This window comes from Nocardiopsis sp. JB363, from assembly GCF_900143625.1.
Taxonomy (GTDB): Bacteria; Actinomycetota; Actinomycetes; order Streptosporangiales; family Streptosporangiaceae; genus Nocardiopsis.
Map to the genome: position 1 here is coordinate 1 of NZ_FRFF01000135.1, position 21,959 is coordinate 21,959.

Here is a 21,959-nt window from a genome sequence, read left to right on the forward strand (position 1 = left end):
TCCCGCCTCCGACCGGCCCCGGCGCCCCCGGAGGTCAATCGCCCCCGGGCGGCCCCACCGGTCACGTCGGGTCCTTCCAGAACCCCGGTCAGAACCCCGGTCCCTTCCCAGGGTCGGGGCAGAGACCGGGTCCTTGGCCGGGGCAAGCGCCCGGGCAGAGGCCGGGACAGGCCACGGGACACCACCAGGGCGCCCCGGGAACCGGCCACTTCGCGGTCCCCCCGGGCACACCACAGCAGGCCTATCAGCCCGCCGACCCCCCGAGACCCAAGCGCGGGATCCCCGCGTGGATGGCGTTGAGCGGCATGCTCGTGGTCGCCCTGATCGCGGGCGGCGCGGGCGGGGTGATCGGCACGTTCGTCACCTCCTCCGGAGGCTCGTCCTCGTCCGAGGACCCCGAAGGGCAGGGGCCGGACATCAACGAACCCCCGCCCGAGGCGCCGGAGCGCGCCCCCGACTCGGTGGCGGGCGTGGCCCAGCGGGTCAGCCCCAGCGTGGTGTCGCTGCGCAGCGAAGACCCGAGGATCGGCGGTGGTGGCTCGGGGTTCGTCATCGAGGGCGACTACGTGGTCACCAATGACCACGTCTCCTCGGAGCTGGAGGCCGACGGGATCATCATCGAGTACAGCGACGGCAGCAGTAGCGGCGCCGATGTGGTGGGTTCGGATCCCAGCTCCGACCTGGCGGTCCTGGAGCTGGAGGAACCCAGCGAGGTCGACGCGTTGGCGTTCGGGGACTCCGACGAGGCCATCGTCGGTGACGAGGTCATCGCGATCGGTGCTCCGTTGGGGCTGGCGGGCACCGTCACCCAAGGCATCATCAGCGCGCTGGACCGGCCGGTGAGTCCGGACGGCGGCGACACCCAGTTCTTCGCGCTCCAGACGGACGCGGCCATCAACCCCGGCAACTCCGGTGGGCCGCTGGTCGACATGCAGGGCCGGGTCATCGGGGTGAACTCGATGATCTACAGCATGGGCGGCGGGCCGCTCGGCGATCAGCCGGTGGGCAGTATCGGTCTGGGCTTCGCGATCCCCTCCACCGAGGCGGAGACGGTCATCGCGCGGATGGTCGACCACGGCGAGGAGTCCACGGCCTACGCCGAACTCGGGGTCACCTACGACCACGAGAGCACGGTCGTGGGCGCGGTGATCGCGGACGGATCGGACGCCGTCGAGTCCGGTGGCGCGGCCGACCAGGCCGGTCTCGAACCAGGGGACGTGATCGTGTCCTTCGACGGGCGCCGGGTCAACTCCGGCGGTGAACTACAGGCGATGGTGCGCGACAAGACCCCGGGTGACGAGGTCGAGGTGGAGTACGAGCGCGGCGGGGATCGGGAGACCGTGACGGTCACCCTGGGCCCCGACGAGTAGTCACACGTGACCCGAACGGTTCCGGACACGGGACGACGCCCTCGCCATCTCCGATGGTGGGGGCGTCCGTTTTCGAAGGCGGGCGACCGGCGGGCCCCGGACAGCACGACGGCCCCCGGGTCGGGTGACCCAAGGGCCGTACGTGCGTCCTCCAGTCGTGCGGGCGACGAACCCTAGCGACCGGCGGGGGAGATGCCCAGCTGCATTCCCGCGAGCCCACGCGGCTTGGCGACCAGGCCCTCGGCGACCTTCGTGAGCACCTTGCTGGCCTCGGCCTCGGGAGTGGTCAGGACCAAGGGCTTGCCCTCGTCGCTGCCCTCGCGCAGGCGGGTGTCCAGCGGCACCTGACCCAGCAGCGGGATCTCCGCGCCGAGGGTCTTGGTGAGGGTGTCGGCGACCTGCTGGCCACCGCCCTGACCGAACAGGTACACCGGCTCGGCGTCCGGGTCGGGCTGGTAGTACGACATGTTCTCGATCACGCCGGCGATGCGCTGGTGCGTCTGCGCGGTGATGGCGCCGGCGCGCTCGGCGACCTCGGCCGCGGCCTGCTGCGGGGTGGTGACCACGAGCAGCTCGGCGGAGGGCAGCATCTGGGCGACGGAGATGGCGATGTCACCGGTGCCCGGGGGCAGGTCCATCAGAAGGACGTCCAGGTCGCCCCAGAAGACATCGGACAGGAACTGCTGCAGGGCGCGGTGCAGCATGGGTCCGCGCCACACGACCGGCGTGTTGCCCTCGGTGAACATGCCCACCGAGATGACCTTGATGTCGTGCGCCGTGGGCGGGAGGATCATGTCCTCGACCTTGGTCGGGAAGTCCGACGCGCCCAGCATGCGTGGCACGGAGTGACCGTAGATGTCGGCGTCGACCACACCGACCTTGTGGCCCTGGGCGGCGAGCGCCGCGGCCAGGTTGACCGTAACGGAGGACTTACCGACGCCGCCCTTGCCGGAGGCGACGGCGTAGACCTTGGTGAGCGAGCTGGGCTTGGCGAAGGGGATCTCCTTCTCCGCCTGACCACCCCGCAGCTTGGTCTGGAGTTCCTTGCGCTGCTCGTCGTTCATGACGTCGAGTTCGACCTTGACGGAGGTGACGCCGGCGACCTTGGTCACCGCTCCCGTCACGTCCTTCTCGATGCGCCCCTTCATCGGGCAGCCGGCCACCGTGAGATAGATACCGACGTGCACGGCACCGTCGTCGGCGATGTCGACGCTCTTGACCATGCCGAGGTCGGTGATGGGACGGTGGATCTCCGGGTCTTGCACCGTGGCCAGGGCTGCGTGTACCTGATCGGTGGTTGGTGTGGAGGACATGTGCCCAATCGTAGGTCAGCGGGACGGGATGGTAGGCCTGTGGTGTGGCTCCCAGGTCCACTCGGTTCAACAGATGGACGGCGTCCCGCTATTCCGGCGCGATCGGGGACGGCATTCCGGTCGATTCGTATGGTGACCAGGCGATAACGGCGTGGACTTAACGCGGGCGATACACGCCCGGATAGTAGTCTCGGCGCACGATGGGAAATGTGCCGCCACCGCCTGGTTCGTCCTGGCCCGCCGCGCCCGAGGGGTCGGAGGGGCGGGCTTCCAGCGGTCTCGAACAACCCCGGGAACAGACCTGGGCCTCGCCTCCCGGAGGTACGAGGCAGACGCCGCCCGGAGGGCATCCGGCTCTGACTCCGGACCCCTCGGTGTGGGCTTGGCCACCTCCGCGTCCAGTGCGTACGAACGAGTTCGCCCGCTCGGAGATCCCCGAGGGTGAGTCATACCACAGGCTGGCCCGCACCCGGTTCTTCCGGTGGTGGGTGCCGCTCGTGGCGATCGCGGTCTTCGCGGTCCTGTCGTTCTTCCTGTGGGTCGGTGTCGTGGTCGTGATGACCATCGTCGCCATCCTCGGTGGCAGTGGTCTGGCGCTGGAATCGGCCAACCTGGGCGAGATCGCGGGGCTCGCCTTCGGCTTGGCGTCGATAGCACTGCTGATACCCCTGGCGTTCTTCGTGACCCGTGTGGCGCAGTGGCGCCGGACCGGTTCGCTCATCTCGGTGACCGGTCGCATGCGTTGGCGCTGGTTGGGCTGTTGCGTACTGATCGCCCTGGCCCTGGCACTGGTGTGCGCGGTCCTGGTGCCGATGCTGCCCGCCGCCTCCGCCGGCGCGGCGGCCGTGGAGGCCGAACCCGCCGGCACCAGCGAGGGAATCCAGGTCCTGCTCGCGGCCATGGCGGTCATCGTCCTTCTGGTGCCGTTGCAGTCGGCGGCCGAGGAGTTCACCCTGCGCGGGCTCGTCATGCAGCTCGTCGGTTCGCTGGGCTCTTCCGAAGGACGGACGGCGTTCTCCAGGGTGATGCGTTCGCCGTGGCCGGCCATCCTCGCCGGCGGGACCCTGTTCGCCGCCCTGTACGTCGCCACCCACCCGGGCCACTTCTGGACCACGGCGTCCCTGATGGTGTTCGGGCTGGGGATGTCCTGGCTGACCTGGCGCACCGGTGGCCTGGAGGCGGCGATCGGGCTGCATCTGATCAACAGCCTGTTCCAGTTCACCCGCTGCGCACTGGAGGGGCGGCTCTCGGAGGTGGGCACCGGCGTCGTCATCGGCGCGGGGCTCCCGATGGGCGTCGACACCCCGTTGACCCTCGCCGTCACCACGGTCCAGGTGGGGTTGTACGCGTTCGTGGTGGTGCTCTGCGCCCCCCGCTTCGGGGTGAGCGACCGCAGTGCGATCCGTTCCTAGCCGATGATCCTGCCCGCAGCGCCCATCAAGGCGCTTGCGCCGCGAGCGAGGTCATCGCTGTTCAGGGGCGGGGTCGGGTTCGGGGTCGGGAACCGGCGGGAACACCCACGTCCGGTAGGAGAAGAACCGGAACAGCGTTCCCAGGCCCACCCCCACGACGTTGCCGGCGATGTTGCTCGCCAGTTGCCCCTCAAGGCCCATCACGTACACGGCGAAGCCCAGGCAACCCACCTGGATGAGCATGCCCACCCCGTTCATCACCAGGAACAGGAAGGTCTCTCGGCCGTAGCCGGTGCGGGCCCGATCGCTGAAGGTCCAGAAGCGGTTGCCGACGAACGCGACCGCGATCGCGCAGGAGGTGCCGATGACCTGGCCGACGAGCAGGGGCAGGTCGGTCATGCCCCACATCAGGTTGGTGACGGTCAACTGCACCACGTAGGCCAGGGCGCCCACCGAGCCGAACTTGCCCACCTCGACGGCCAACCTGGCGACGCGAGGGTGCCGGGCGAGGAACTCGCGCACGAGCTGCGCCTCCAGTCCTTGGGGTGTCACGCCGCGCGGGGGAGCGGCCCTCGGGTGGCCCATCCGCACGCCCTAGACTCTAGCCGGGGCTGTGATGAAGACCCCGGCCGCGGGTTCCGAGCCGAACGGCCAGGTTCCACCATTGGTGGGATCGCCCCGCATCCGCGGTTGACGAGCATTGAGTTGAGGAACTGTGAGCGAGCGTAACCGCATCATCCCCCGCGTGGGAATGGTGGGCGGAGGCCAACTCTCCCGGATGACGCACCAGGCCGGTATCGGCCTCGGAGTGGACTTCTCGGTCCTGGCGGCGAGCCGTACCGACAGCGCGGCCCTGGTCTGCGGTGACGTCACTCTCGGTGACGAACGTGGGCTCGACGACGTCCTGGCGTTCGCCAAGGCGCACGACGTCGTCACCTTCGACCACGAACACGTGCCCGAGCCGGTCCTGCGTGCCGTGGAGGAGGCCGGCGGCCTGCTGCGTCCGAGCCGTGACGCCCTGCGCTTCGCCCAGGACAAACTGCGCATGCGTACCCGCATGGCCGAACTGGGCGCCCCCTCACCGCGTTGGCGGGCGGTGACCACCCTGGAACACGTCACCTCCTTCGCCGAGGGGACCGGTTGGCCGGTCGTGCTCAAGGCCGCGCGCGGTGGCTACGACGGCAAGGGCGTGTGGATCGTGGCCGGCCCCGACGAGGCCCGCGAGGTCGTGGAGCGCGCCGCCGCCGAGGAGGTGCCGCTGTTGGTGGAGGAGAAGGTCGACTTCTCCCGTGAACTCGCCGTGCAGGTGGCACGTTCCCCGTACGGTCAGGTCGCGGTCTACCCGGTCGTGGAGACCGTGCAGCGCGGCGGGATCTGCCACGAGGTGATCGCACCGGCCCCGGGGCTGGACGAGGACAAGGCCACCCGCGCCCAGGAACTGGGCATCGAGATCGCGCAGGCCCTGGACGTCACCGGCGTGCTCGCCGTGGAGCTGTTCGAGACCGCCGACGGCGTGGTCGTCAACGAACTGGCGATGCGCCCGCACAACTCCGGCCACTGGAGCATCGAGGGCGCCCGCACCTCCCAGTTCGAACAACACCTGCGCGCCGTCCTCGACCTGCCCCTGGGGTCGCCGCGCACCAACGCCCCCTACACCGTCATGGCCAACCTGCTGGGCGGCGAGGATCCCGAGATCTACCGCCGCTACCTGCACGTCATGGCCAAGGACCCCGAGGTGAAGGTGCACTTCTACGGCAAGGACGTGCGTCCGGGCCGCAAGATCGGGCACGTCACCGTGATGGGCGACGACTACCGCGATCTGCTGGAGCGCGCCCGCGACGCCGCCGACTACCTGCGAGGAGACCAGCAGTGACCGAGAACAAGCCCTTGGTGGGCATCGTGATGGGGTCGGACTCGGACTGGCCGGTGATGCGTGAGGCGGCCGAGGCCCTGCGCGAGTTCGACGTGCCCTTCGAGGCCGATGTGGTCTCGGCGCACCGCATGCCGCACGAGATGATCTCCTACGGCACCGAGGCCGCCGGGCGCGGGCTGAAGGCCATCATCGCCGGAGCCGGAGGCGCGGCGCACCTGCCGGGCATGCTGGCGTCGGTGACCACGCTGCCGGTGATCGGTGTGCCGGTACCGCTGAAGTACCTGGACGGGATGGACTCGCTGTTGTCCATCGTGCAGATGCCCGCCGGGGTGCCGGTGGCGACCGTGGCGGTGGGCGCGGCCCGCAACGCGGGGCTGTTGGCGGTGCGGCAGTTGGCCGCGCACGACCCGAAGCTGGCCGAGCGCATGGCTCGTTTCCAGGAGGAGCTGAAGACCCAGGCGCACGCCAAGGGCGAGCGGCTGCGTCGTGAGGTGGCCGAGGGCGGAAAGCCCATGGGCTTCAGCATGTAGCGGGGGTTTCTCCGGCCCCGGTGCTCCGTGCGGGCATCGGGGCCGACGCGTGGTGTCGGAGGTCGGCGAGGTCTACAGATCTCGGTAGATCTCGCTGCGGTGCGCCACGCTCAGGACGAGTACCACCAGTCGTCCGTCGTGGATCGCGTACACGATCCGATAATCGCCCACTCGGACCCGCCAGGGTTCGGAATCTCCTTGGCCTACGCGGTGGACATCGCGGTGCGGTCAGCCCTCTCGGGGTAGGAGGGCGCGGATTCCGTCCATGGCCTGCTCGACGGTGGGCAGCGAGTCGGGGTCGACCAGGTACTGGAGCACGTAACCGGTGACGAGGTTGTAGACCATCGACCCCAGCCCCGCGACGGTGCCGTCGTCGATCTCCTCGGAGTCGACCCCGAGGATCAGGGCGGCGAGTTCTCGGCGGCCCCCGATGATCCCCTCGGCCAGAGTGACGCGCAGACCTTCGTCGAACTGGGAGTGCGAGAAGGCCTGGATGCTCGCCACCATCAGGTCTCGGTGCTCGGGGAGGGTGCCGAACAGGGAGGTGAGCAGCAGGCGGGTCCGGTTCTCCGCGGTGGTGGGCCCGGCGTCACGGATGGCCGCCTCGAAGGCGTCGCCCCATTCGCTGCTGGCCTCCAGCAGGGCGGTGTTCATCAGGTTGTCCTTGGACCCGAAGTGGTAGCCGATGGAGGCCAGGTGGGCGCCTGAAGCGGCGGCGATGTCGCGGGCTGTGGTCTTGCTGTAACCCTTTTCGATCAGGCACTTCTTGGCGCCGACCAGCAGGTCCTCACGTTGGCTCATCTGCGCATCGTAGCATTTTTGACGTACGTACATATTGACGGCTGATTTTGACGTACGTACGATCTGAGGCATGAGTACGAACCGCACACCACCACGCGCCACCGCTCGGACCTGGGTCGGATTGGCCGTCCTGCTCGTTCCCGCACTGCTGGTCGCCATGGACCTGTCGGTGCTCTTCGTCGCCGCGCCCGCCATCGCCCAGGACCTCCGCCCCACCGCCACCCAGTGGCTGTGGATGATGGACGTCTACGGCTTCGTCCTGGCCGGCCTCCTGGTCACCATGGGTTCGCTCGGGGACCGGATCGGGCGCCGAAGGCTGCTCCTCTCCGGAGCCCTGCTCTTCGGTATCGCCTCCGCCCTGCTCGCCTTCGCGCCGGGCAGTGAACTCTTCATCGCGGGCCGCGCCCTGCTCGGCCTGGCCGGAGCCACCCTGGCCCCCTCCACGCTCTCCTTGATCCGCGGCATGTTCACCGACCCGAAGCAGCGGGCCACCGCCGTGGGCGCCTGGACCATCGCCTTCATCGGTGGCGCCGTCGCCGGGCCCATCTTCGGTGGGGTGCTGCTGGAGTTCTTCGCCTGGGGCTCGGTGTTCCTCATCAACCTGCCGCTCATGGCCCTGCTCCTGGTGACCGCGCCCTTCCTGGTGCCGGAGTCACGTGATCCCCGAGGCGCCCGGTTCGACCTGATCGGTGCGTTGCTGTCCCTGGTGGCGGTGCTGGGCCTGGTCTACGCGGCCAAGCGCTTCGTCGAATACGGGGTCGAGGTCCAAGGTGGTGCGGCCCTGGTGCTCGGCGCGGCCTTCCTCGTCCTGTTCGTGGTGCGGCAGCGACGCGTCGCGCACCCGCTCATCGACGTGACGCTGTTCGCCCGGCCCGCCTTCAGCGCGGCGGTCGGTGGCAACGCGGCGGTGTCCTTCGCCGCCGCCGGGATGGGGCTGCTGACGTTCACGTTCCTCCAGAGCGTGCACGGGCTCAGCCCGCTGCACGCGGCGCTGTGGGCGCTGCCCACCTTCGCCACCACCGCCTTGGGCGCGGTTCTCGGGAGTCTGCTGGCGCCTCGAACGCGACCCGCGCCGCTCATGGCGACCGGGTTGGCGGTGGGGGCCCTCGGGTTCGCCATGGTGGCCCTGGTGGACCCGGACACGCCGCTGCCGCTGTTCATCGGGGCCTACGGGCTGATCAGCATGGGCGCCGGCGTGGTGGGAACCCTGGCCAACACCCTGGTGCTGGCCACCGCGCCGCCCGAACGCGCCGGTGCCGCCGCCGGAGTGTCGGAGACCAGCGCCGAGTTCGGCGCCGCTCTGAGCATCGCGGCCCTCGGTACCGTCGCCACCGGCATCTACCGTTCGGCGATGAGCGGGGTCGAGGGTCCGGCGGGGGAGACCGTGACCGGCGCGGTGGCCACGGCGCCCCACCTGCCCGAGGCCGAGGCGGGGGCTCTGTTGGAGGCCGCCTTCGACGCCTACACCCAGGGCCTCAACACCGCGGCGCTCACCGGCGCGGTCGTGCTGGCGGTGCTGGCCGTGGCGACCCTGGTCGCGCTGCGCCGACTGCCCGCGGGCGTCGAGGCCCCCGAGCACCCCGACGCCGAACCCGAGGTCGCCAGGGTCGCTTCCTAGGCCGCGTACTCCTCGGGGAAGACGCACTCCTCTGCGGGCCGCTGGTCGAGGTAGTCCCATTCCAGGAGGTCATGGACGGACACGTAGCCCTCACCCTCGGCCTCGGGGATCTCCTCGGCCGGCACGAGGAGTTGTTCACCGCCGCCGGGCTGTTCGAAGTGCGGGGCGATCGGGCCCACCCAGGCGTCGACCGGCAGGATGACCTCGTAGCAGTTGTAGTTGTGCTCGGCCCCGTCTGGCCAGGTGTTGAGGGAGTCCGGCGGGAGGGCCCGCTCGGAGAAGGCCGCGCCGGCCGGGGCGAGGAAGGAACCCCAGGGGGAGCCGAAGCGGTCCAGCATCCACCCTTCGGGCAGTTCCTGGAGTTCCTTCAGCGGGCTGCCGTCCTCCACGACGAAGCCGTCGTGCTCGGGGTAGTCCCAGCCGTCCTCGGTGGCCCACCGGTCCAGGAACTCGGCGGGGGAGAGGTCACCGAACCGGTCGTAGCCCTCGACCAGTTCGCCCACGGGTCCGTCGGTGGGAAGCTCGGCCGGTCCCAGCCTCGGGTCGCCGCACAGGTACTGCTCCAGCTCCTCTTCGCTGGGCGGCGGGTTCAGTACGGGGCACTCGCCGGTCGAGGTGAGGGGTGGTGTGGGAAGGGATTCGCCGGCCAGGGCGGGGGAGGCGCCGAACACCAGGGCCAGGCTCGTGGCCGCCACCACGCGGAAGAGGGACATCGGACTCCGTTCGATCGATCACTACTCAGGGGTTTTATCTATAAACCCTGAGTAGTCAATCACGGCGGGGTCCTCACCCGGTGGAAGTCCGACTAACGGGCTCCGGGTACGCGGTCCAGCGGAATGCCGGGGCCGTTCGATCGGTCCGACCACAGATGGTGTTCTCCGGTCGGGGCGACCGCCGCGCATCGACATCTGTGTCCAGCTGTCGTAGCGGAGGCTCAGTACTCATCGGCGTCGTATGTGGGCAGGGCCGGGGGATTTCTCTATCGGCGAGGAAAGCCTGTTCCTCAAGGGCGGCGTCACGCTGCGGAGTTTGCGCTAGCGCGAACCAGTGTTCGAGTCGAGGCCGGGAGCTGTGTCCGCTCGTCGAGTCGGCCTGTGACGAGGAGGAGACCTTCACCGGACGTCTCGCCTTCCGGGGCCCTCAGGATGTGAAGACGTACCGGGACCTCTTCGCGATGTACGAGGAGGTGGCCCTGTTCGGTGCTGCGGCCCGGGAGCGGATTCGCGCTTGGCCGAGTGGCTGAAGCCGAAGCCTGTGGAGGCCGCCGGGCCCCCGGTCGTTCCCGGGGACCTTCGCGGTTGCTGTTACTGGTGGGACGCTGTGGAGAGTAGAGCTGCCCACTCTTGTGAGGGGAACGTCAGATGCCCTTCTTCGCGGTGCTGGGTGTCGCGGACGGCAGAAACCCCGGGGAGGTCCGCGACCTCGACACAGTTGTGGCCTTGAGGATGGCTGTAGGAGGACTTGCGGAACAGGTCATCCAGAATCGATCGGTCCATGTTAGGTGGGCATCCTTTAGGCTCGGGCCGTTGTGGAGAGTAGAGCCATCCACTCCCGGGAGGTGAACGCCAAATACCCCTCTGCTCGGTGCTGGGTATCGCGGATGTCCACTGCCTTCGACCGTTCCCGGACCTCAACGCAGTTGTTGTTGGCCCCGCTGTACGACGACTTGTGAAAGTTGAAGTGGGGGGTTTCCGGCATGTGTTGTCCCCTTTGATCCTGCTAGCCGGTTGTGCGTACTGAGGCGATCAGCCCAGCCCACTCGCGCTGAACGAACATCAGGTGTCCATGCTCGCGGTTCTGGGTGTCGCGAACGGCAGAGACCCCGGGAAGGTCCGCGACCTCGACGCAGTTGGCAGAGTTCGCGCTGTAGCTACTCTTGTGAAAACCCAGGGACGTTGTGTTGCTCTGCTTCATTCGAGGTCACTCTCTTGTGTAATGAGATGTCTGATAAAACTCACCGACTCAGATGCGCGGAGAGCGGCGGCTTGAACGTGTCCGAACATGGTCACGAACTGGGCGACTGCCGACCCCTCGCTGATCACGTGTCCGATCGCCGTCTCTGTGTACACGATCGAAGGGTCTATGTCGGATGTGAAGTCCATGATGACAAAGCTTCCCGTGGTTGCTGCATGTGGCCCGGCATCGAAGGGGAGTACTTGGAGGTCGATGTTGTGCCGGGTGGCCATGTTCAGCAAGTGCTGCAACTGTTCGCGCATCACGCCAGGAGCGAGTGTTCGTCTGCGCAGAGCTGCTTCGTCTACTACAGCTGAGTAGTGCGGTGGCCGCTGACGGTGCAGAATTTGCTGTCGCTCAAGTCTGGCGGAGACATGTCTCTCGACGGCGTTGTCGGTATGTGCTTGGCCACCTTTGAAGACCTCAGCTGTGTACTCGGCGGTTTGGAGCAGGCCGGGAATCACGAGTCCTTCATAGGTGCGAACCAGTGAAGCCTCAGCCTCGAAGTCGGGGAGGACGTTGTCACCGAACACGTCCTTGTACTCAGCCCACCATCCTCGCTCGCGTCCTTGCTCAGCCAAAGAATGCAGGGCTACGCGGGCTTCCGCTGTACCGATCCCATACAGGTCGCACATGAGATCGATGTCGTCGGGTTTGATGTACCGGGTTTTGGCGTCCTCGATCCTGCTCAGCTTGGGGGCCGACCAGCCGAGAGCCTTGGCAGCATCGCCCAGCTGTGAGTATCCAGCGGTTACTCGTGCTCGATGCATCTCAGCCGCCAGACGGCGTAGGCGCACTGTGGGGCTGTGGACGGTTCGGGGGCGAGTCGGCATGTACGCAGTCTAGTGCTTCGCTGAGCTTCATCGTTTTCTTGAAACCGCTTGTGATTCTGTTGATTTCACATGATGATGAGTTCATCTGAAGTCAACGAGGCGGGGGCTCCTTAAGTGCAAGCGACGACTGACGCCTATGGTGTGGGGCCTGAGCCCACCTTGCCTGAGGAACGACACAGGTTCTGGAGAGGGAGCCAGTGTCGACCTCGGCGGGCGGCGCGGGTGCGGGGGTGTGTCTTCCGGGCCCGAATGCCGAACGGAGATGAACCTCCTCGTGTCCCGGGGCCGCGTCGGCCGGTGGACGTCGCCCCCTTGGCGCTCCTTCGCGGACAGCAGGTCATCCCTCACCCCCTGAAAGCGGGGTCCTGATGCTCGGCTCCGAGGCCACAGACCTGTTGTCCGCCGTGGAAGACGCCCTTCGTCCACCCACCGGTGCCGACCCCGGTCGGCTGAACCGGTGGCACTCCCACACGCTTCGACACCGCCTCCCCATGGTCCGAGAGGCGCTGCGCATCGTGCGTCAGGGCGCAGACCTGGAACCGGCCATTCACCTGCTCGACCAGGCGATCGCCGACCACTCCGACAGCATCGTCCTCCCCCAAGACGAACTTCCGATACCGGAACGGGCTCTCTGCGACCTCCTCCATCGCCATTGGGCGATGACCGTGGAAGGCCGACCGCCGAACGAGAAGTACGTGGCCTACCGGCCGTTCGACTGGCAAGGCGAAGGCGATCGCTTCGAACGGGTCACCGCCTTCACCCGAACGGAACTGCTGCGCCGGCTCGCCGCCCGCCACCCGGGCATCGAACCGGAAGAGCCCGGCCCTTCGAATACCGCCTGAACACCCACGAAAAAGCTCTGGCGGGTGCGCGAACACCCCCAGAGCAGGCCGACACAAGTGAAAGTGAACTGTCGACATGGCCATTGTGCCGCACACCGACCTCATCCGCCGGCGATCTCGTATCTATCCGGGCGACCTGTCCCAGATGTCCACCGCCCGAGGGGACCTGCGCGCTGATCTGACCGGGTTCGACGCCGACCTCATCGACACTCTCGTCCTCTGCGCGAGCGAACTCATGGCCAACGCCGTCGAGCACACCCGCTCCGGAGACCCGGACGGCCACGTCGTGCGCGCCCTCTTCCACCCGATCCCGAACGTGCTCCGCCTGGTCGTCGTGGACGACGGGGCCCGCGAGTCCTCGCCGATGATCCCGACGGCCCGCACCGAGGAGCAGTGGCTCAGCGCCGAACGCGGCCGGGGCCTGCTCATGGTCGACGCCCTCGCCACGAACTGGGGCGTCCACCCGGTCGTTCCGTTCCCCTTCTGCGCCGACCTGGGCACGGCGGTCTGGGCCGAGTTCGCGAAGGCGGATGTGTCATGACCATGACCATGACCGAGACCAGGGTGCGCACCGTACTCGCGGCCCCGCACGGCCACCGTTTCTCCCACCCGCGACCCCCGGAGACCTTCCAGGAACGCGAACGGCGGCTGTTGCCGCAGATGGCCGGCAACCCCCGTGTCGCTCGCCGGATCGAACACGGTCAGCTCCCGCATTGGATGCTCGTGGCGAAGGAGCGCAGGGAAAGGGCTCAGGCCGAAGCCCACGCCGAAACCCGCACCGGAGCCGAACCAGACCACGTCGACGACGTCCTTCCGTCGGTACTCCCTCGTGGCCGGCACCGGGCACCCCGCAAGCGGCATGGCCGATCCCTCATGGCCTACGGCATGACGCTGGTCGCGGGCGCGGTGGCCACCGAACTCTTCGGTCTCCTGCTGTCGGTCTGAACGCGCGAACGGCCGCCCCGAACCCGGGACGGCCGTTCGACGTACGAATGATGCCTACTGGCGACCCAACGCCCGGTAGGTCCAGCCGGAAGCGCGCCAGTACGTGGGGTCCAGCGCGTTGCGCCCGTCCACGATCCGCTTCTGGGACACGACCTCGCCCATCTCGTCGGGGTTGGCCTCTTTGAACTCCGACCACTCGGTGAGCAGCAGGACCACGTCCGCGTCGCGCGCGGCGCCCAGCATGGAGTCGGCGTAGTTCAGCTCCGGGAACGCCTCACGGGCCCGCTCCAGCGCCTGCGGGTCGTACACGGTCACGTGCGCGCCCAGCGAAGCGATGGTCGAGGCCACGTCCAAGGCCGGCGAGTCACGGATGTCGTCCGAGTTCGGCTTGAACGCCGCGCCCAGCACCGCCACGGTGCGGCCGGCGAAGTTCCCGCCGATCAGCTGGCGGGCGATGTCGGTGGTGCGCGCCCGACGGCGCTGGTTGATCGCGTCCACCTCGCGCAGGAACGACAACGCGGGCTCCACACCCAGCTCGTCGGCGCGGGCCATGAAGGCGCGAATGTCCTTGGGCAGACATCCACCACCGAAACCCAGGCCGGGGCCGAGGAACTTGCCGCCGATGCGGTCGTCGTAGGACAGCGCCTCGGCGAGCTGGATGACGTCGGCTCCCGCGACCTCGGACACCTCCGCCATCGCGTTGATGAAGGAGATCTTCGTGGCGAGGAAGGCGTTGGCCGACACCTTGACGAGTTCGGCGGTCTGGAGGTCGGTGACCAGGAACGGGGTGCCGTCGTCCACCTGCTGCTGCCACAGGGTGCGGACGGCCTTCTCGACCCGGGGGGACTCGGTGCCGATCACGATGCGGTTGGGACGCAGGGTGTCCTCCACCCCGAATCCCTCGCGGAGGAACTCCGGGCTCCAACCGAGCTCGGCCTCCTCGCCCACCGGCGCCAGCGCGGCGAGACGAGCCGCCAGGGTCGCGGCGGTGCCCACCGGGACCGTGGAGCGTCCAACGATCACGGTCGGGCGCGTCAGGTGCGGGGCGAGGCTGTTCACCGCCGAGTTGACGTAGCTCAGGTCGGCGGCGCCGGAATCGTCGCGCTGCGGCGTGCCCACACAGATCAGGTGCAGGTCGGCGAACTCGGCGGCTTCGGTGAAACTCGTGGTGAAGTGCAGCCGGCCGGTCCGAAGATTGGCCGCCAGCAACTCTTCGAGGCCGGGCTCGAAGAAGGGGACCCGACCGGAACGGAGCATATCGATCTTCGCTTCGTCGACGTCCAGGCCCAGGACCTCGAAGCCCATCTCGGCCAGGCAGGCGGCCGTCGTGGCGCCGAGGTAGCCGGTCCCGATGACGCAGACCCGCATACGTTCCGCTTCGACCACTGGGTGTTCCTTCCTTGCTTCCGCTCGCGTCTCGTACTGGTTGTTCCCGCTCTCGGCGGGTGACATCCCGCACGGGGGCGGAAAACGGACATGGTTCGGCCGACGATGGTGCCGGGGCGGCATCACCCTACGCGTAGGGGCATGGCACCTTACCCAACTACACGTGAACAGTCAGGCGCACAGATTACCGGTGAGCGGTGGGACGTCGGAACGAGGGGACCGATGACGGGACATCGTGCCCCGTGACGTGGGACGTTCGGCTCAACGGTCCCGGTCGTCGAAGGTCCGGGTGGCGCCGGGGTCGTCCTCCAGCGGGGTCCACACGGCACCGCTCTCCCCGCGACGGAACGGCGTCGTGGTCTTGCTCGGATCGTCCTGGCGACGCACGGGGGAGGCGGGCGGGGGAACATCGGGGACGGTGTCGCCGACGGGTCCGCCGTCGTTCCACCGCTGCTCCGTGTCCTCGCCCGCCGGGACCTCACCCGGCGGGGGCTCGACCTCTTCGACCGGCGCCGAACGGTACCGGTCGCGACTCGCGCTCGCCATCACCCGCCCACCGGGGACGGGGCCGAGATCCTCGGCCGCGCGCCAGCGGGTGGGCAGGGTCGCCGAGCCCAACAGCAGCACGCCCAGTGGCAGGGCCACCCCGAGCCCGGCCCCGCTCGGGTACATGAAGCTCTGGTCGTTGAGCCAGGAGAGGGCGGAGGTCAGCGTCTGGGGGGAGAAGATCGGCCACATGCACAGAGCGGTCAGGAGAGCCCCGGACGTCCCGGCCACCAGGGGAGACCGGCGGGAAGCGACCAGATAGGCGCCCACGGCGCCCACCAGGCACAGAACCACCACCGACAACACCGAAGTGACGTCCACTTCACCCTGGGTGATGCGAGGGAACAGGTCGGCCGACCAGGCGATCCCGATCCACATGACGGGGGCCAAGGCGATTCCGGCGAGCAGTCCGACCAGGTGGCGGAGCAAGAACTTCCCCTTCCCCGAGGGACTTTCGCCGTCCCTCTCCTCCTCGCAAGGCTATGCGCAGATGTTGTCCTGGGCGGTAGTGGTGGCCGGCCCGTCCTCCGCGGCCGGTTCCTCCGACTCCTCCGCCACCGCGGCGCTCTCCACCGGCGCCGGTGGTTTGAACGTCGTGTGGTTGAAACCGATCACGACCTGGAGGTCGCCCTCCAGGGTCCCGTCCTCGACCGCCTCCGAACCCGGCAGCATCTCCGCCATGTACGCGGCGAGCTCCTCGTCCTGCGGGCCGTACCGAATCTCCGTCTTCGGCACGCTCCGGTCGCTCCAGTTCTCGGCCTCGTCGGTGACGTCGAACCCGGCCTCGGCGAGCTGGTTGTCCATCTGGGCGCCCAGGCCCGGGGTGGCGGTGCCGTTGAACACGCGGACCCGGACGTCGCCGGGTACGGGCTCGGCGTTCTCCTCGGCCGGCTCCTGCGCTTCGGGTTCCTTCAACGGGCGGTCGGCGTTGATGTCGGCGAACATCTCCCGTGCCGCGGGCTCGTCCCACAGCAGGGCGACGTCACCGCGCGGTGTCCAGTGGTCCATGTCCGAGATCGGTACCTGCGCGAACGTCACGTTGCTCAGGTCCATTTCGCGCATCTGGTACGCCAGGTCGTTGATGGCGCTGGTGTTCATCCCCTCGTCCACGGTCACCGAGGACAGGGAGCTGTCCAGGAACGCGGTGAGCTTGCCCGGGTCCGAAAGGGTCTGATTGCTCAGCGCCTTGTCGAACATGGCCGACAACACCTGTTGCTGGCGGTCGATCCGGTCCAGGTCGCCCCGGGCGGTGGCCCGGGTCCGGGCGAAGGCCAGGGCGTCGGCCCCGTCCACCTGGTGGGTGCCCGCCTCCATGTTCAGCTTCGCCTTGGGGTCGTCGATGGCCTCGGGCAGGCACACCTCGATGCCGTCCAGGGCGTCCACCACGTCCACGAACCCGTTGAAGTCCACCTCGACGTAGTGGTCGATGCGCACCCCCGTCGTCGACTCCACGGTCTGTACCGCCAGCTGTGGGCCACCGAAGGCGTAGGCGGCGTTGACCTTGTCCTCGCCCTCGCCGGGGATGTCCACCCACAGGTCGCGGGGGATGCCCACCACCGTGACGTGGTCGCGCTCGTGGTTGAGACGCACCAGCATGATCGTGTCGGAGCGCTGACCGGGGGTGGAACCGACGCTGAGCGCGTTCTGATCCTCTGAGTTCATCTCCTCGCGGCTGTCGGAACCGATGACGAGGAAGGTCAGGCCACCGGTTTCCTCGGGTCGATCGTCGTCGGCCATTCCGCTGAATACGTCGAAACGGTTCAGCGAACCCGACATCCACCCGGTGATCGCCCACGAGGTGCCGGAGGCCAGCAGGACCAGCACCGACAGGACGCTCATCACGAGCAGGCCGTTGCGGCGGCGCCGGACCGTCGTGCTCGGCACGGTGATCCGCCCGGACCGCGTCGAACGGTCGGGGGGCACGGGAGACGAGCGCTCACGTCGGAACTCGCCCGTTGATCCGTGCCGTCCGGCGTTGTCGTCGCTCATCGGCATCCCCGTCCCACCCGTTCAACGGTGTCCTTGCGATCTAGGTTGTCACCCGATCTGCCGAAGAGCGCGAGATGTCGGCCCCCGGCGTGTTGCTCCCCTATGTTTCGAAACCGAAACGGGCCGATTGGTTCTGTCGTTTCGTGTAAACCATCTCGGTCCCCCCTGCGTCATGTGCTTCGTCCCCGAGAGGGGGCGCTTCGTGGAACCTTCGGTGCGTCGATCACGACCCCCGGCCTCCGCGAGCCTCCCCCCGGTTTTTCCTCCCGGACCGTTTCCCATCCCTCCTCTCGACCACAGGAGTCGAACAATGCACCCCTACCCCCAGGCTGAGCCGATCTCCCCCAAGAGTTGGCTCACGACCCTGCTGCTGAGCATCTTCCTCGGCGGTCTGGGCGCCCACCGCTTCTACACGGGCAAGCCCGGGACCGCCATCCTGATGATCTTCACCTGCAGTGGTCTCGGTGTCTGGGCCCTGATCGACCTCATCACGATCATCGTCGGCAACTTCAAGGACTCGGACGGGCTGCCGGTCAAGAACCAGTGACCCGGTAGGGCGTGACGACGGATAGCGGACCGTCCAGCGGGTGAGCCGGGTGCAGTACGGTTGACGGCGCGTACACCCTCTCTCCGTACGCGTTTCCGACACGTCTTGACCCAGGGAAGTGCCCGTGTCCTGGCCGCCTGTCTCCGTCGTCATGCCCGTTCTGAACGAAGAGCGCCACCTCGCCGCCGCGGTGGAACACGTCCTCGCCCAGGAGTACCCGGGTGAGCTAGAGGTCGTTCTGGGGGTCGGTCCCTCCACGGACCGAACCCGTGAGGTCGCCGACGACCTCGCGGCGGCGGACCCCCGTGTCAAGGTGGTGGACAACCCCACCGGCAAGACCCCGGCCGGCCTCAACGCCGCCATCGGCGCCTCCTCCAGCGACATCGTCGCGCGCATCGACGGCCACGCGATGATGCCCTCCGACTACCTCCGGGTGGCGGTGGAGACCCTCCAGGAGACCGGCGCCGACAACGTCGGCGGCATCATGGCCGCCGAGGGCACCACCCCCTGGGAGAGTGCCGTGGCCGCCGCCATGACCTCCAAGGTCGGGGTCGGCAACGCACGCTTCCACACCGGTGGCGAGGGCGGCCCCGCCGACACCGTCTACCTCGGTGTGTTCCGCCGCTCCGCGCTGGAGCGCGTCGGTGGGTACGACGAGGCGTTCCTGCGGGCGCAGGACTGGGAGATGAACCACCGCATCCGAAGCACCGGCGGCACCGTCTGGTTCCAGCCGCGTATGCGGGTCTCCTACCGTCCGCGCCGCAACGTCAAGCTGCTCGCCAAGCAGTACTTCCACTACGGCCGCTGGCGGCGTGTGGTCGCCCGCCAGCACAAGGGCACCATCAACCTGCGCTACCTGGCACCGCCCGTGGCCGTGGCCGGGATCGTCGTCGGACTCGTCGGCGGTTTCCTGTTCTGGCCGCTGTGGCTGATCCCCGCCGCCTACCTGGCCTTGATCACCGCCGCGTCGGTGCCGCTCACCCGGGGCCGACCGGCGTCGTCGTGGCCGCTCATCCCACTCGCGCTCGCCACCATGCACATGTCGTGGGGCGTCGGCTTCATCACCAGTCCGTCCAAGTTGGGCGCCGACTCGCGAACGGCCCAGGCCTCCCAGACCTGACCGAGGACCCGAAAAGCGGGCTCCCATCGAGGCTCCGGTTCTGCTAGCAAGAAGAAGAGGAGAACCGGAGAGGGAGCCATGGACGAGTTGCGCGGAGAACAGGCCGTGTGGGTGTTCGACAGTGAGACTGTCCGCATCCGCTTCGAGACCAAGGGTTGGTTCAAGAGTCAGCTGTTCAAACTCCTGGGCACCCTCGAAGTGCCGGTCGGGCTCGTCCGAGACGTGGACTTCCGCCCGGGGACCGGGCGGAAGAAGGGCTGGATCCTCAACTTGCGGCTACATGACCGCATGGACCCCTACTCCGCCGTCGGCGCCATGCTCGACGAGAAGTTCCAGCCCTTCCGGCTGACCGGCCCCGCCAAGAGCGAACTGGTCGCCGAGTACCTGGCCGACCAGCTCCGCTTCGCCGCCGGGCGAGCCGGCGAACCCGAGGCTCGCGCCGTGCTTTCCCTGGTTCCGCCTCAGCCCTTGCACGTGCTCACCTCCGAAGGGATCGCCCGCTTCGAGGGCGATCGACTCTCCCTGGTGTGGTCGGGCGGCTACGCCGGTGGCTACAAGAGGAAGAAACAGCGCCGCGAGTTCGACCTGGCCGAGATCGACGGCATGGAGTGGGCGCCGGTCGACGACTGGGGCTGGGGCTTCGTCCGCGTGCTGAACCGGGGACGATCCGTGGACGCCAAACCCAAGACCGACCTCAACGTGCTGCGCGCGGGGCAGGAGGGCAACGAGATCCACCAGGCCTTCCTGCTCGCCGCCACGGTCACCGCCCACCTGTGGGCGCGCGAAGGCGCGGCCCGGGCCGCCATCGCCGCCGGTGACGGTGGAGCGGAGGAGGCTCCGCCGTTGGGCTTCGACGACCCCGAGTGGTGGAAACGGACGGCCCGGAGCGCGGTCGACGCCCTGCGCGGGCCCCGGATCACCCTGAACCTCCCGGGAAGCAGGGGAGAGGAAACGTCGGAGGGCGACGTCTCCGTCGAGATCGGTGAGGACGGGCCCGCGGTCCTGGAGACTCCCGCCGAAGTGCCGGAGAGCACACCGGAGCCCGGACGGCCGACCGACACCTCGTGGATCTTCGAGCAGATCGAACGCCTCGGCGACCTGCACGCCAAGGGCCTGCTCACCGACGAGGAGTTCGGCACCAAGAAGGCCGAACTCCTCGACCGGATCTGAGCGTCAGGCGCGCGATCCCTTGAGGGCGGCCACCGCGCCCGGCACGTCGTCCACCACCACCGCGTCCATGCCCGCCGCGGCGAAGCGCGCCGCGTCCACGGGGTCCGGGCACCAGGACATGATCTCCAGCCCGGCGCGGTGCGCGGTCTCGACCGTGTACTCCAGCGTGCGCCGCCCCGGCCGGGGCTCCTCGTCGCTCAGACCCAGGGCGCGGGCGTCCACCGCCACGATCGGGCACCCCAGGCCCACGGCGCCGGGGATCGCCGAGTCCGCGGGGTTGCGCACGTACGGCATCCACGCCGTCGGAACCCCGGGCGCCCCCTCACGCACGGCCAAGAGCAGACCGGGGTCGAACGAGCAGACGAAGGTTCGGCGGCGCTCCGCCTCGTGGCGCAGGTGCGGCAGCAGCAACGACACGGTCCGCCGCGCCGGCGCGTCCACCGCGTCCTCCATCACGGTCTTGACGTCCACGTCCAGACCGATGTGGTCCGGTATGGCGCTGAGACCTTCCTCAAGGCCCACCAACCCGGCCTCCGCGCACTCCTGCAGAGTGAGGTCGACGACGGCGCGCCCGTCGTCCAGCGCGGCGTTGTGGTAGAGCACCAGAGCGTCGTCCCGCGTACGACGCACGTCGATCTCGATCCAGTCCACGCCGGTGCGGGCCGCCAGTTCGAACGAGGCCACGGTGTTCTCCCGAGCCCCCTCCACGACGCCTCGGCCGGCGCCCCGGTGACCGATCACCTCGGTCGCCTCGAAGACCCCGCTCACGGCGCCACCCCCGGGACCAGCCGCTCCGCCGGCCCGGCGTGCGCGCGCATCCTGCGCAGCAACGTCTCGGCGACCTCCACGTCGCCGGGGTTGGTCACCTTGATGTTGCTCTCCTCACCCGGCACGATCCGTACCTCCTCCTCGGGCAGGTACCGCAGCACCACCCCGCAGTCGTCGGTGGCCACCAGTTCCGGGTCGGCCATCGCCAGTTCGTAGGCGCGCCGCGCCACCCCCAACCGGAACCCCTGAGGCGTCTGCATCCGGCGCAGGGTCGAACGGTCCGGGGTCTGTTCGATCACTTCGCCGCCGGATCGCCCCGTGGTCACCCGCACCACGGTGTCGGCACTGGGCACCGCCACACCGACGGCCCCCGCCTCGTCCAACGCGGCCACGCACGCCGCGATGGTCGCCGGACGGACCAGGGGGCGGGCCGCGTCGTGAAGCAGGGCCAGGTCGTCGTGGGAGGCCGTCGACATCGCCGCCAGCGCCGCGTAGGACGTGTCCGTCCGAGTGGCCCCGCCCGGGAGCACCTTGGACACCTTCGTGAACCCGGCCCCGGCGACCAGATCCTCGACCCGGCCCACGTACTCGTCCACCATCAGCACGACGATCTCGTCCACGTCCGGACTGGCCTCGAACGCCGCGATCGAATGTTCGATGATGGGCCGACCATCCAACGGCAGGAGCTGCTTGGGAGCCGGTGCGCCCATACGCGCACCGACCCCACCTGCCAGAACCGCCGCGATCACCCGTGGACCTGCGGACATGCTTGCCAACCTTCCTGAGGCGGGATGTCGATGCCAGACCCTAGTCGACGCTGGGAGACGAGGTCGGTTCCGGGGTGAACGGCACGTGGTTGACACGGTCTGTCCGATGCAGCGGTAACCTATGGACGCCTGTCGAGCGTGATCGGTCCCTCCCCCCATCGATTCGGACGTGGAGC

At 68.6% G+C, this 21,959-nt stretch carries 24 protein-coding genes and 1 pseudogene; 11 read left to right on the top strand and 14 right to left on the bottom strand.

Features of this window, described 5'->3' with window-relative positions:
- Nucleotides 1–305: 305 nt before the first annotated feature.
- Nucleotides 306–1,370 (top strand): S1C family serine protease, encoded by a 1,065-nt coding sequence (locus BQ8420_RS20870; protein WP_087100846.1) that lies wholly within the window; start codon nt 306–308, stop codon nt 1,368–1,370.
- A gap of 173 nt (nt 1,371–1,543) precedes the next feature.
- Here BQ8420_RS20870 and BQ8420_RS20875 read toward each other — a convergent pair whose 3' ends face one another.
- The gene (locus BQ8420_RS20875) at nt 1,544–2,683 is read right to left on the bottom strand and encodes an Mrp/NBP35 family ATP-binding protein (protein ID WP_087100847.1); all 1,140 of its coding nucleotides are present in this window, start codon (nt 2,681–2,683) and stop codon (nt 1,544–1,546) included.
- A 401-nt stretch (nt 2,684–3,084) separates the two neighbouring features.
- Between BQ8420_RS20875 and BQ8420_RS20880 the strand changes: the two genes are divergently transcribed.
- A complete protein-coding gene (locus BQ8420_RS20880) occupies nt 3,085–4,095 on the top strand; it encodes a CPBP family intramembrane glutamic endopeptidase (protein WP_087100848.1) in 1,011 nt (336 codons plus the stop codon).
- Between the two features lie 51 nt (nt 4,096–4,146).
- On the opposite strand, the gene BQ8420_RS20885 is transcribed toward BQ8420_RS20880, so the two are convergent.
- On the bottom strand, nt 4,147–4,617 hold the full coding sequence (locus BQ8420_RS20885) for a GtrA family protein (RefSeq protein WP_087100849.1): 471 nt from the start codon (nt 4,615–4,617) through the stop codon (nt 4,147–4,149).
- A 193-nt stretch (nt 4,618–4,810) separates the two neighbouring features.
- Here BQ8420_RS20885 and BQ8420_RS20890 point away from each other — a divergent pair, with 193 nt between their 5' ends.
- Together BQ8420_RS20890 and purE are read left to right on the top strand one after the other, a co-directional pair.
- A complete protein-coding gene (locus BQ8420_RS20890) occupies nt 4,811–5,968 on the top strand; it encodes a 5-(carboxyamino)imidazole ribonucleotide synthase (RefSeq protein ID WP_087100850.1) in 1,158 nt (385 codons plus the stop codon).
- The gene (gene purE, locus BQ8420_RS20895; RefSeq protein WP_200816027.1) at nt 5,965–6,498 is read left to right on the top strand and encodes a 5-(carboxyamino)imidazole ribonucleotide mutase; all 534 of its coding nucleotides are present in this window, start codon (nt 5,965–5,967) and stop codon (nt 6,496–6,498) included. Before BQ8420_RS20890 ends, purE begins: the two co-directional genes overlap by 4 nt.
- A gap of 72 nt (nt 6,499–6,570) precedes the next feature.
- Here the strand turns inward: purE and BQ8420_RS20900 are convergent.
- Nucleotides 6,571–6,675, bottom strand: a pseudogene (locus tag BQ8420_RS20900) (type II toxin-antitoxin system RelE/ParE family toxin); the annotation flags it as partial.
- Nucleotides 6,676–6,726: 51 nt separating this feature from the next.
- Nucleotides 6,727–7,299, bottom strand: coding sequence for a TetR/AcrR family transcriptional regulator (locus BQ8420_RS20905; protein ID WP_087100852.1), 573 nt, complete (start codon nt 7,297–7,299; stop codon nt 6,727–6,729).
- Between the two features lie 70 nt (nt 7,300–7,369).
- Between BQ8420_RS20905 and BQ8420_RS20910 the strand changes: the two genes are divergently transcribed.
- Nucleotides 7,370–8,917, top strand: a complete 1,548-nt coding sequence (locus BQ8420_RS20910; RefSeq protein ID WP_087100853.1) for an MFS transporter — start codon at nt 7,370–7,372, stop codon at nt 8,915–8,917.
- On the opposite strand, the gene BQ8420_RS20915 is transcribed toward BQ8420_RS20910, so the two are convergent.
- The 5 genes from BQ8420_RS20915 to BQ8420_RS20940 form a co-directional block, all read right to left on the bottom strand.
- Nucleotides 8,914–9,630 (bottom strand): TNT domain-containing protein, encoded by a 717-nt coding sequence (locus BQ8420_RS20915; RefSeq protein ID WP_087100854.1) that lies wholly within the window; start codon nt 9,628–9,630, stop codon nt 8,914–8,916. The genes BQ8420_RS20910 and BQ8420_RS20915 overlap by 4 nt on opposite strands.
- Nucleotides 9,631–10,221: 591 nt before the next feature.
- Nucleotides 10,222–10,413: a DUF397 domain-containing protein gene (locus BQ8420_RS20925; RefSeq protein ID WP_087100855.1), complete on the bottom strand. Its 192-nt coding sequence runs from the start codon at nt 10,411–10,413 to the stop codon at nt 10,222–10,224.
- A gap of 16 nt (nt 10,414–10,429) precedes the next feature.
- A complete protein-coding gene (locus BQ8420_RS20930) occupies nt 10,430–10,615 on the bottom strand; it encodes a DUF397 domain-containing protein (RefSeq protein ID WP_087100856.1) in 186 nt (61 codons plus the stop codon).
- 21 nt (nt 10,616–10,636) lie between these two features.
- Entirely contained in the window at nt 10,637–10,831 is a 195-nt protein-coding gene (locus tag BQ8420_RS20935; RefSeq protein ID WP_087100857.1) for a DUF397 domain-containing protein, read from the bottom strand.
- Nucleotides 10,828–11,703 (bottom strand): helix-turn-helix transcriptional regulator, encoded by an 876-nt coding sequence (locus tag BQ8420_RS20940; protein ID WP_255404894.1) that lies wholly within the window; start codon nt 11,701–11,703, stop codon nt 10,828–10,830. The genes BQ8420_RS20935 and BQ8420_RS20940 overlap by 4 nt, the downstream gene beginning before the upstream one ends.
- A 368-nt stretch (nt 11,704–12,071) precedes the next feature.
- On the opposite strand from BQ8420_RS20940, the gene BQ8420_RS20945 reads away from it, so the two are divergent.
- From BQ8420_RS20945 to BQ8420_RS20955, 3 genes are all read left to right on the top strand, one after another.
- Nucleotides 12,072–12,545, top strand: coding sequence for a hypothetical protein (locus tag BQ8420_RS20945; RefSeq protein WP_087100858.1), 474 nt, complete (start codon nt 12,072–12,074; stop codon nt 12,543–12,545).
- A 76-nt stretch (nt 12,546–12,621) separates the two neighbouring features.
- Nucleotides 12,622–13,086, top strand: coding sequence for an ATP-binding protein (locus BQ8420_RS20950; RefSeq protein WP_369825525.1), 465 nt, complete (start codon nt 12,622–12,624; stop codon nt 13,084–13,086).
- Nucleotides 13,083–13,490 (top strand): hypothetical protein, encoded by a 408-nt coding sequence (locus BQ8420_RS20955; RefSeq protein ID WP_235006396.1) that lies wholly within the window; start codon nt 13,083–13,085, stop codon nt 13,488–13,490. The genes BQ8420_RS20950 and BQ8420_RS20955 overlap by 4 nt, the downstream gene beginning before the upstream one ends.
- A 54-nt stretch (nt 13,491–13,544) precedes the next feature.
- Here BQ8420_RS20955 and BQ8420_RS20960 read toward each other — a convergent pair whose 3' ends face one another.
- The 3 genes from BQ8420_RS20960 to BQ8420_RS20970 all read right to left on the bottom strand — a co-directional run bounded on the left by BQ8420_RS20960 (nt 13,545) and on the right by BQ8420_RS20970 (nt 17,411).
- Nucleotides 13,545–14,876 carry a UDP-glucose/GDP-mannose dehydrogenase family protein gene (locus tag BQ8420_RS20960; protein ID WP_087100859.1) on the bottom strand — a complete coding sequence of 444 codons (1,332 nt, stop codon included), beginning with the start codon at nt 14,874–14,876 and terminating at the stop codon, nt 13,545–13,547.
- Nucleotides 14,877–15,137: 261 nt separating this feature from the next.
- Nucleotides 15,138–15,851 carry a YIP1 family protein gene (locus tag BQ8420_RS20965; RefSeq protein ID WP_087100860.1) on the bottom strand — a complete coding sequence of 238 codons (714 nt, stop codon included), beginning with the start codon at nt 15,849–15,851 and terminating at the stop codon, nt 15,138–15,140.
- Nucleotides 15,852–15,902: 51 nt separating this feature from the next.
- On the bottom strand, nt 15,903–17,411 hold the full coding sequence (locus BQ8420_RS20970) for an LCP family protein (protein ID WP_087101006.1): 1,509 nt from the start codon (nt 17,409–17,411) through the stop codon (nt 15,903–15,905).
- Between the two features lie 310 nt (nt 17,412–17,721).
- Between BQ8420_RS20970 and BQ8420_RS20975 the strand changes: the two genes are divergently transcribed.
- From BQ8420_RS20975 to BQ8420_RS20985, 3 genes are all read left to right on the top strand, one after another.
- Nucleotides 17,722–17,958 (top strand): TM2 domain-containing protein, encoded by a 237-nt coding sequence (locus BQ8420_RS20975; RefSeq protein WP_087100861.1) that lies wholly within the window; start codon nt 17,722–17,724, stop codon nt 17,956–17,958.
- A 124-nt stretch (nt 17,959–18,082) separates the two neighbouring features.
- On the top strand, nt 18,083–19,078 hold the full coding sequence (locus BQ8420_RS20980; protein ID WP_087100862.1) for a glycosyltransferase family 2 protein: 996 nt from the start codon (nt 18,083–18,085) through the stop codon (nt 19,076–19,078).
- A 78-nt stretch (nt 19,079–19,156) separates the two neighbouring features.
- On the top strand, nt 19,157–20,248 hold the full coding sequence (locus tag BQ8420_RS20985) for a DUF4429 domain-containing protein (RefSeq protein ID WP_087100863.1): 1,092 nt from the start codon (nt 19,157–19,159) through the stop codon (nt 20,246–20,248).
- A 3-nt stretch (nt 20,249–20,251) separates the two neighbouring features.
- Here the strand turns inward: BQ8420_RS20985 and BQ8420_RS20990 are convergent, their stop codons facing one another.
- On the bottom strand, nt 20,252–21,016 hold the full coding sequence (locus BQ8420_RS20990) for a glycerophosphodiester phosphodiesterase (RefSeq protein ID WP_087100864.1): 765 nt from the start codon (nt 21,014–21,016) through the stop codon (nt 20,252–20,254).
- Nucleotides 21,013–21,783, bottom strand: a complete 771-nt coding sequence (locus tag BQ8420_RS20995) for a 2-C-methyl-D-erythritol 4-phosphate cytidylyltransferase (protein WP_087100865.1) — start codon at nt 21,781–21,783, stop codon at nt 21,013–21,015. The genes BQ8420_RS20990 and BQ8420_RS20995 overlap by 4 nt, the downstream gene beginning before the upstream one ends.
- Between the last annotated feature and the right edge of the window lie 176 nt (nt 21,784–21,959).

What these genes read in the sequence shown, in the direction of transcription:
- BQ8420_RS20870 (WP_087100846.1), top strand. Translation starts at nt 306, where the DNA reads ATGCTCGTGGTCGCCCTGATCGCGGGCGGCGCGGGCGGGGTGATCGGC.
- BQ8420_RS20925 (WP_087100855.1), bottom strand. Translation starts at nt 10,413, where the DNA reads ATGGACCGATCGATTCTGGATGACCTGTTCCGCAAGTCCTCCTACAGC.
- BQ8420_RS20955 (WP_235006396.1), top strand. Translation starts at nt 13,083, where the DNA reads ATGACCATGACCATGACCGAGACCAGGGTGCGCACCGTACTCGCGGCC.
- BQ8420_RS20995 (WP_087100865.1), bottom strand. Translation starts at nt 21,783, where the DNA reads ATGTCCGCAGGTCCACGGGTGATCGCGGCGGTTCTGGCAGGTGGGGTC.
- BQ8420_RS20945 (WP_087100858.1), top strand. Translation starts at nt 12,072, where the DNA reads ATGCTCGGCTCCGAGGCCACAGACCTGTTGTCCGCCGTGGAAGACGCC.
- BQ8420_RS20950 (WP_369825525.1), top strand. Translation starts at nt 12,622, where the DNA reads ATGGCCATTGTGCCGCACACCGACCTCATCCGCCGGCGATCTCGTATC.
- BQ8420_RS20970 (WP_087101006.1), bottom strand. Translation starts at nt 17,411, where the DNA reads ATGAGCGACGACAACGCCGGACGGCACGGATCAACGGGCGAGTTCCGA.
- BQ8420_RS20930 (WP_087100856.1), bottom strand. Translation starts at nt 10,615, where the DNA reads ATGCCGGAAACCCCCCACTTCAACTTTCACAAGTCGTCGTACAGCGGG.
- BQ8420_RS20905 (WP_087100852.1), bottom strand. Translation starts at nt 7,299, where the DNA reads ATGAGCCAACGTGAGGACCTGCTGGTCGGCGCCAAGAAGTGCCTGATC.
- BQ8420_RS20910 (WP_087100853.1), top strand. Translation starts at nt 7,370, where the DNA reads ATGAGTACGAACCGCACACCACCACGCGCCACCGCTCGGACCTGGGTC.
- BQ8420_RS20935 (WP_087100857.1), bottom strand. Translation starts at nt 10,831, where the DNA reads ATGAAGCAGAGCAACACAACGTCCCTGGGTTTTCACAAGAGTAGCTAC.
- BQ8420_RS20985 (WP_087100863.1), top strand. Translation starts at nt 19,157, where the DNA reads ATGGACGAGTTGCGCGGAGAACAGGCCGTGTGGGTGTTCGACAGTGAG.
- BQ8420_RS20940 (WP_255404894.1), bottom strand. Translation starts at nt 11,703, where the DNA reads ATGCCGACTCGCCCCCGAACCGTCCACAGCCCCACAGTGCGCCTACGC.
- BQ8420_RS20915 (WP_087100854.1), bottom strand. Translation starts at nt 9,630, where the DNA reads ATGTCCCTCTTCCGCGTGGTGGCGGCCACGAGCCTGGCCCTGGTGTTC.
- BQ8420_RS20975 (WP_087100861.1), top strand. Translation starts at nt 17,722, where the DNA reads ATGCACCCCTACCCCCAGGCTGAGCCGATCTCCCCCAAGAGTTGGCTC.
- BQ8420_RS20875 (WP_087100847.1), bottom strand. Translation starts at nt 2,683, where the DNA reads ATGTCCTCCACACCAACCACCGATCAGGTACACGCAGCCCTGGCCACG.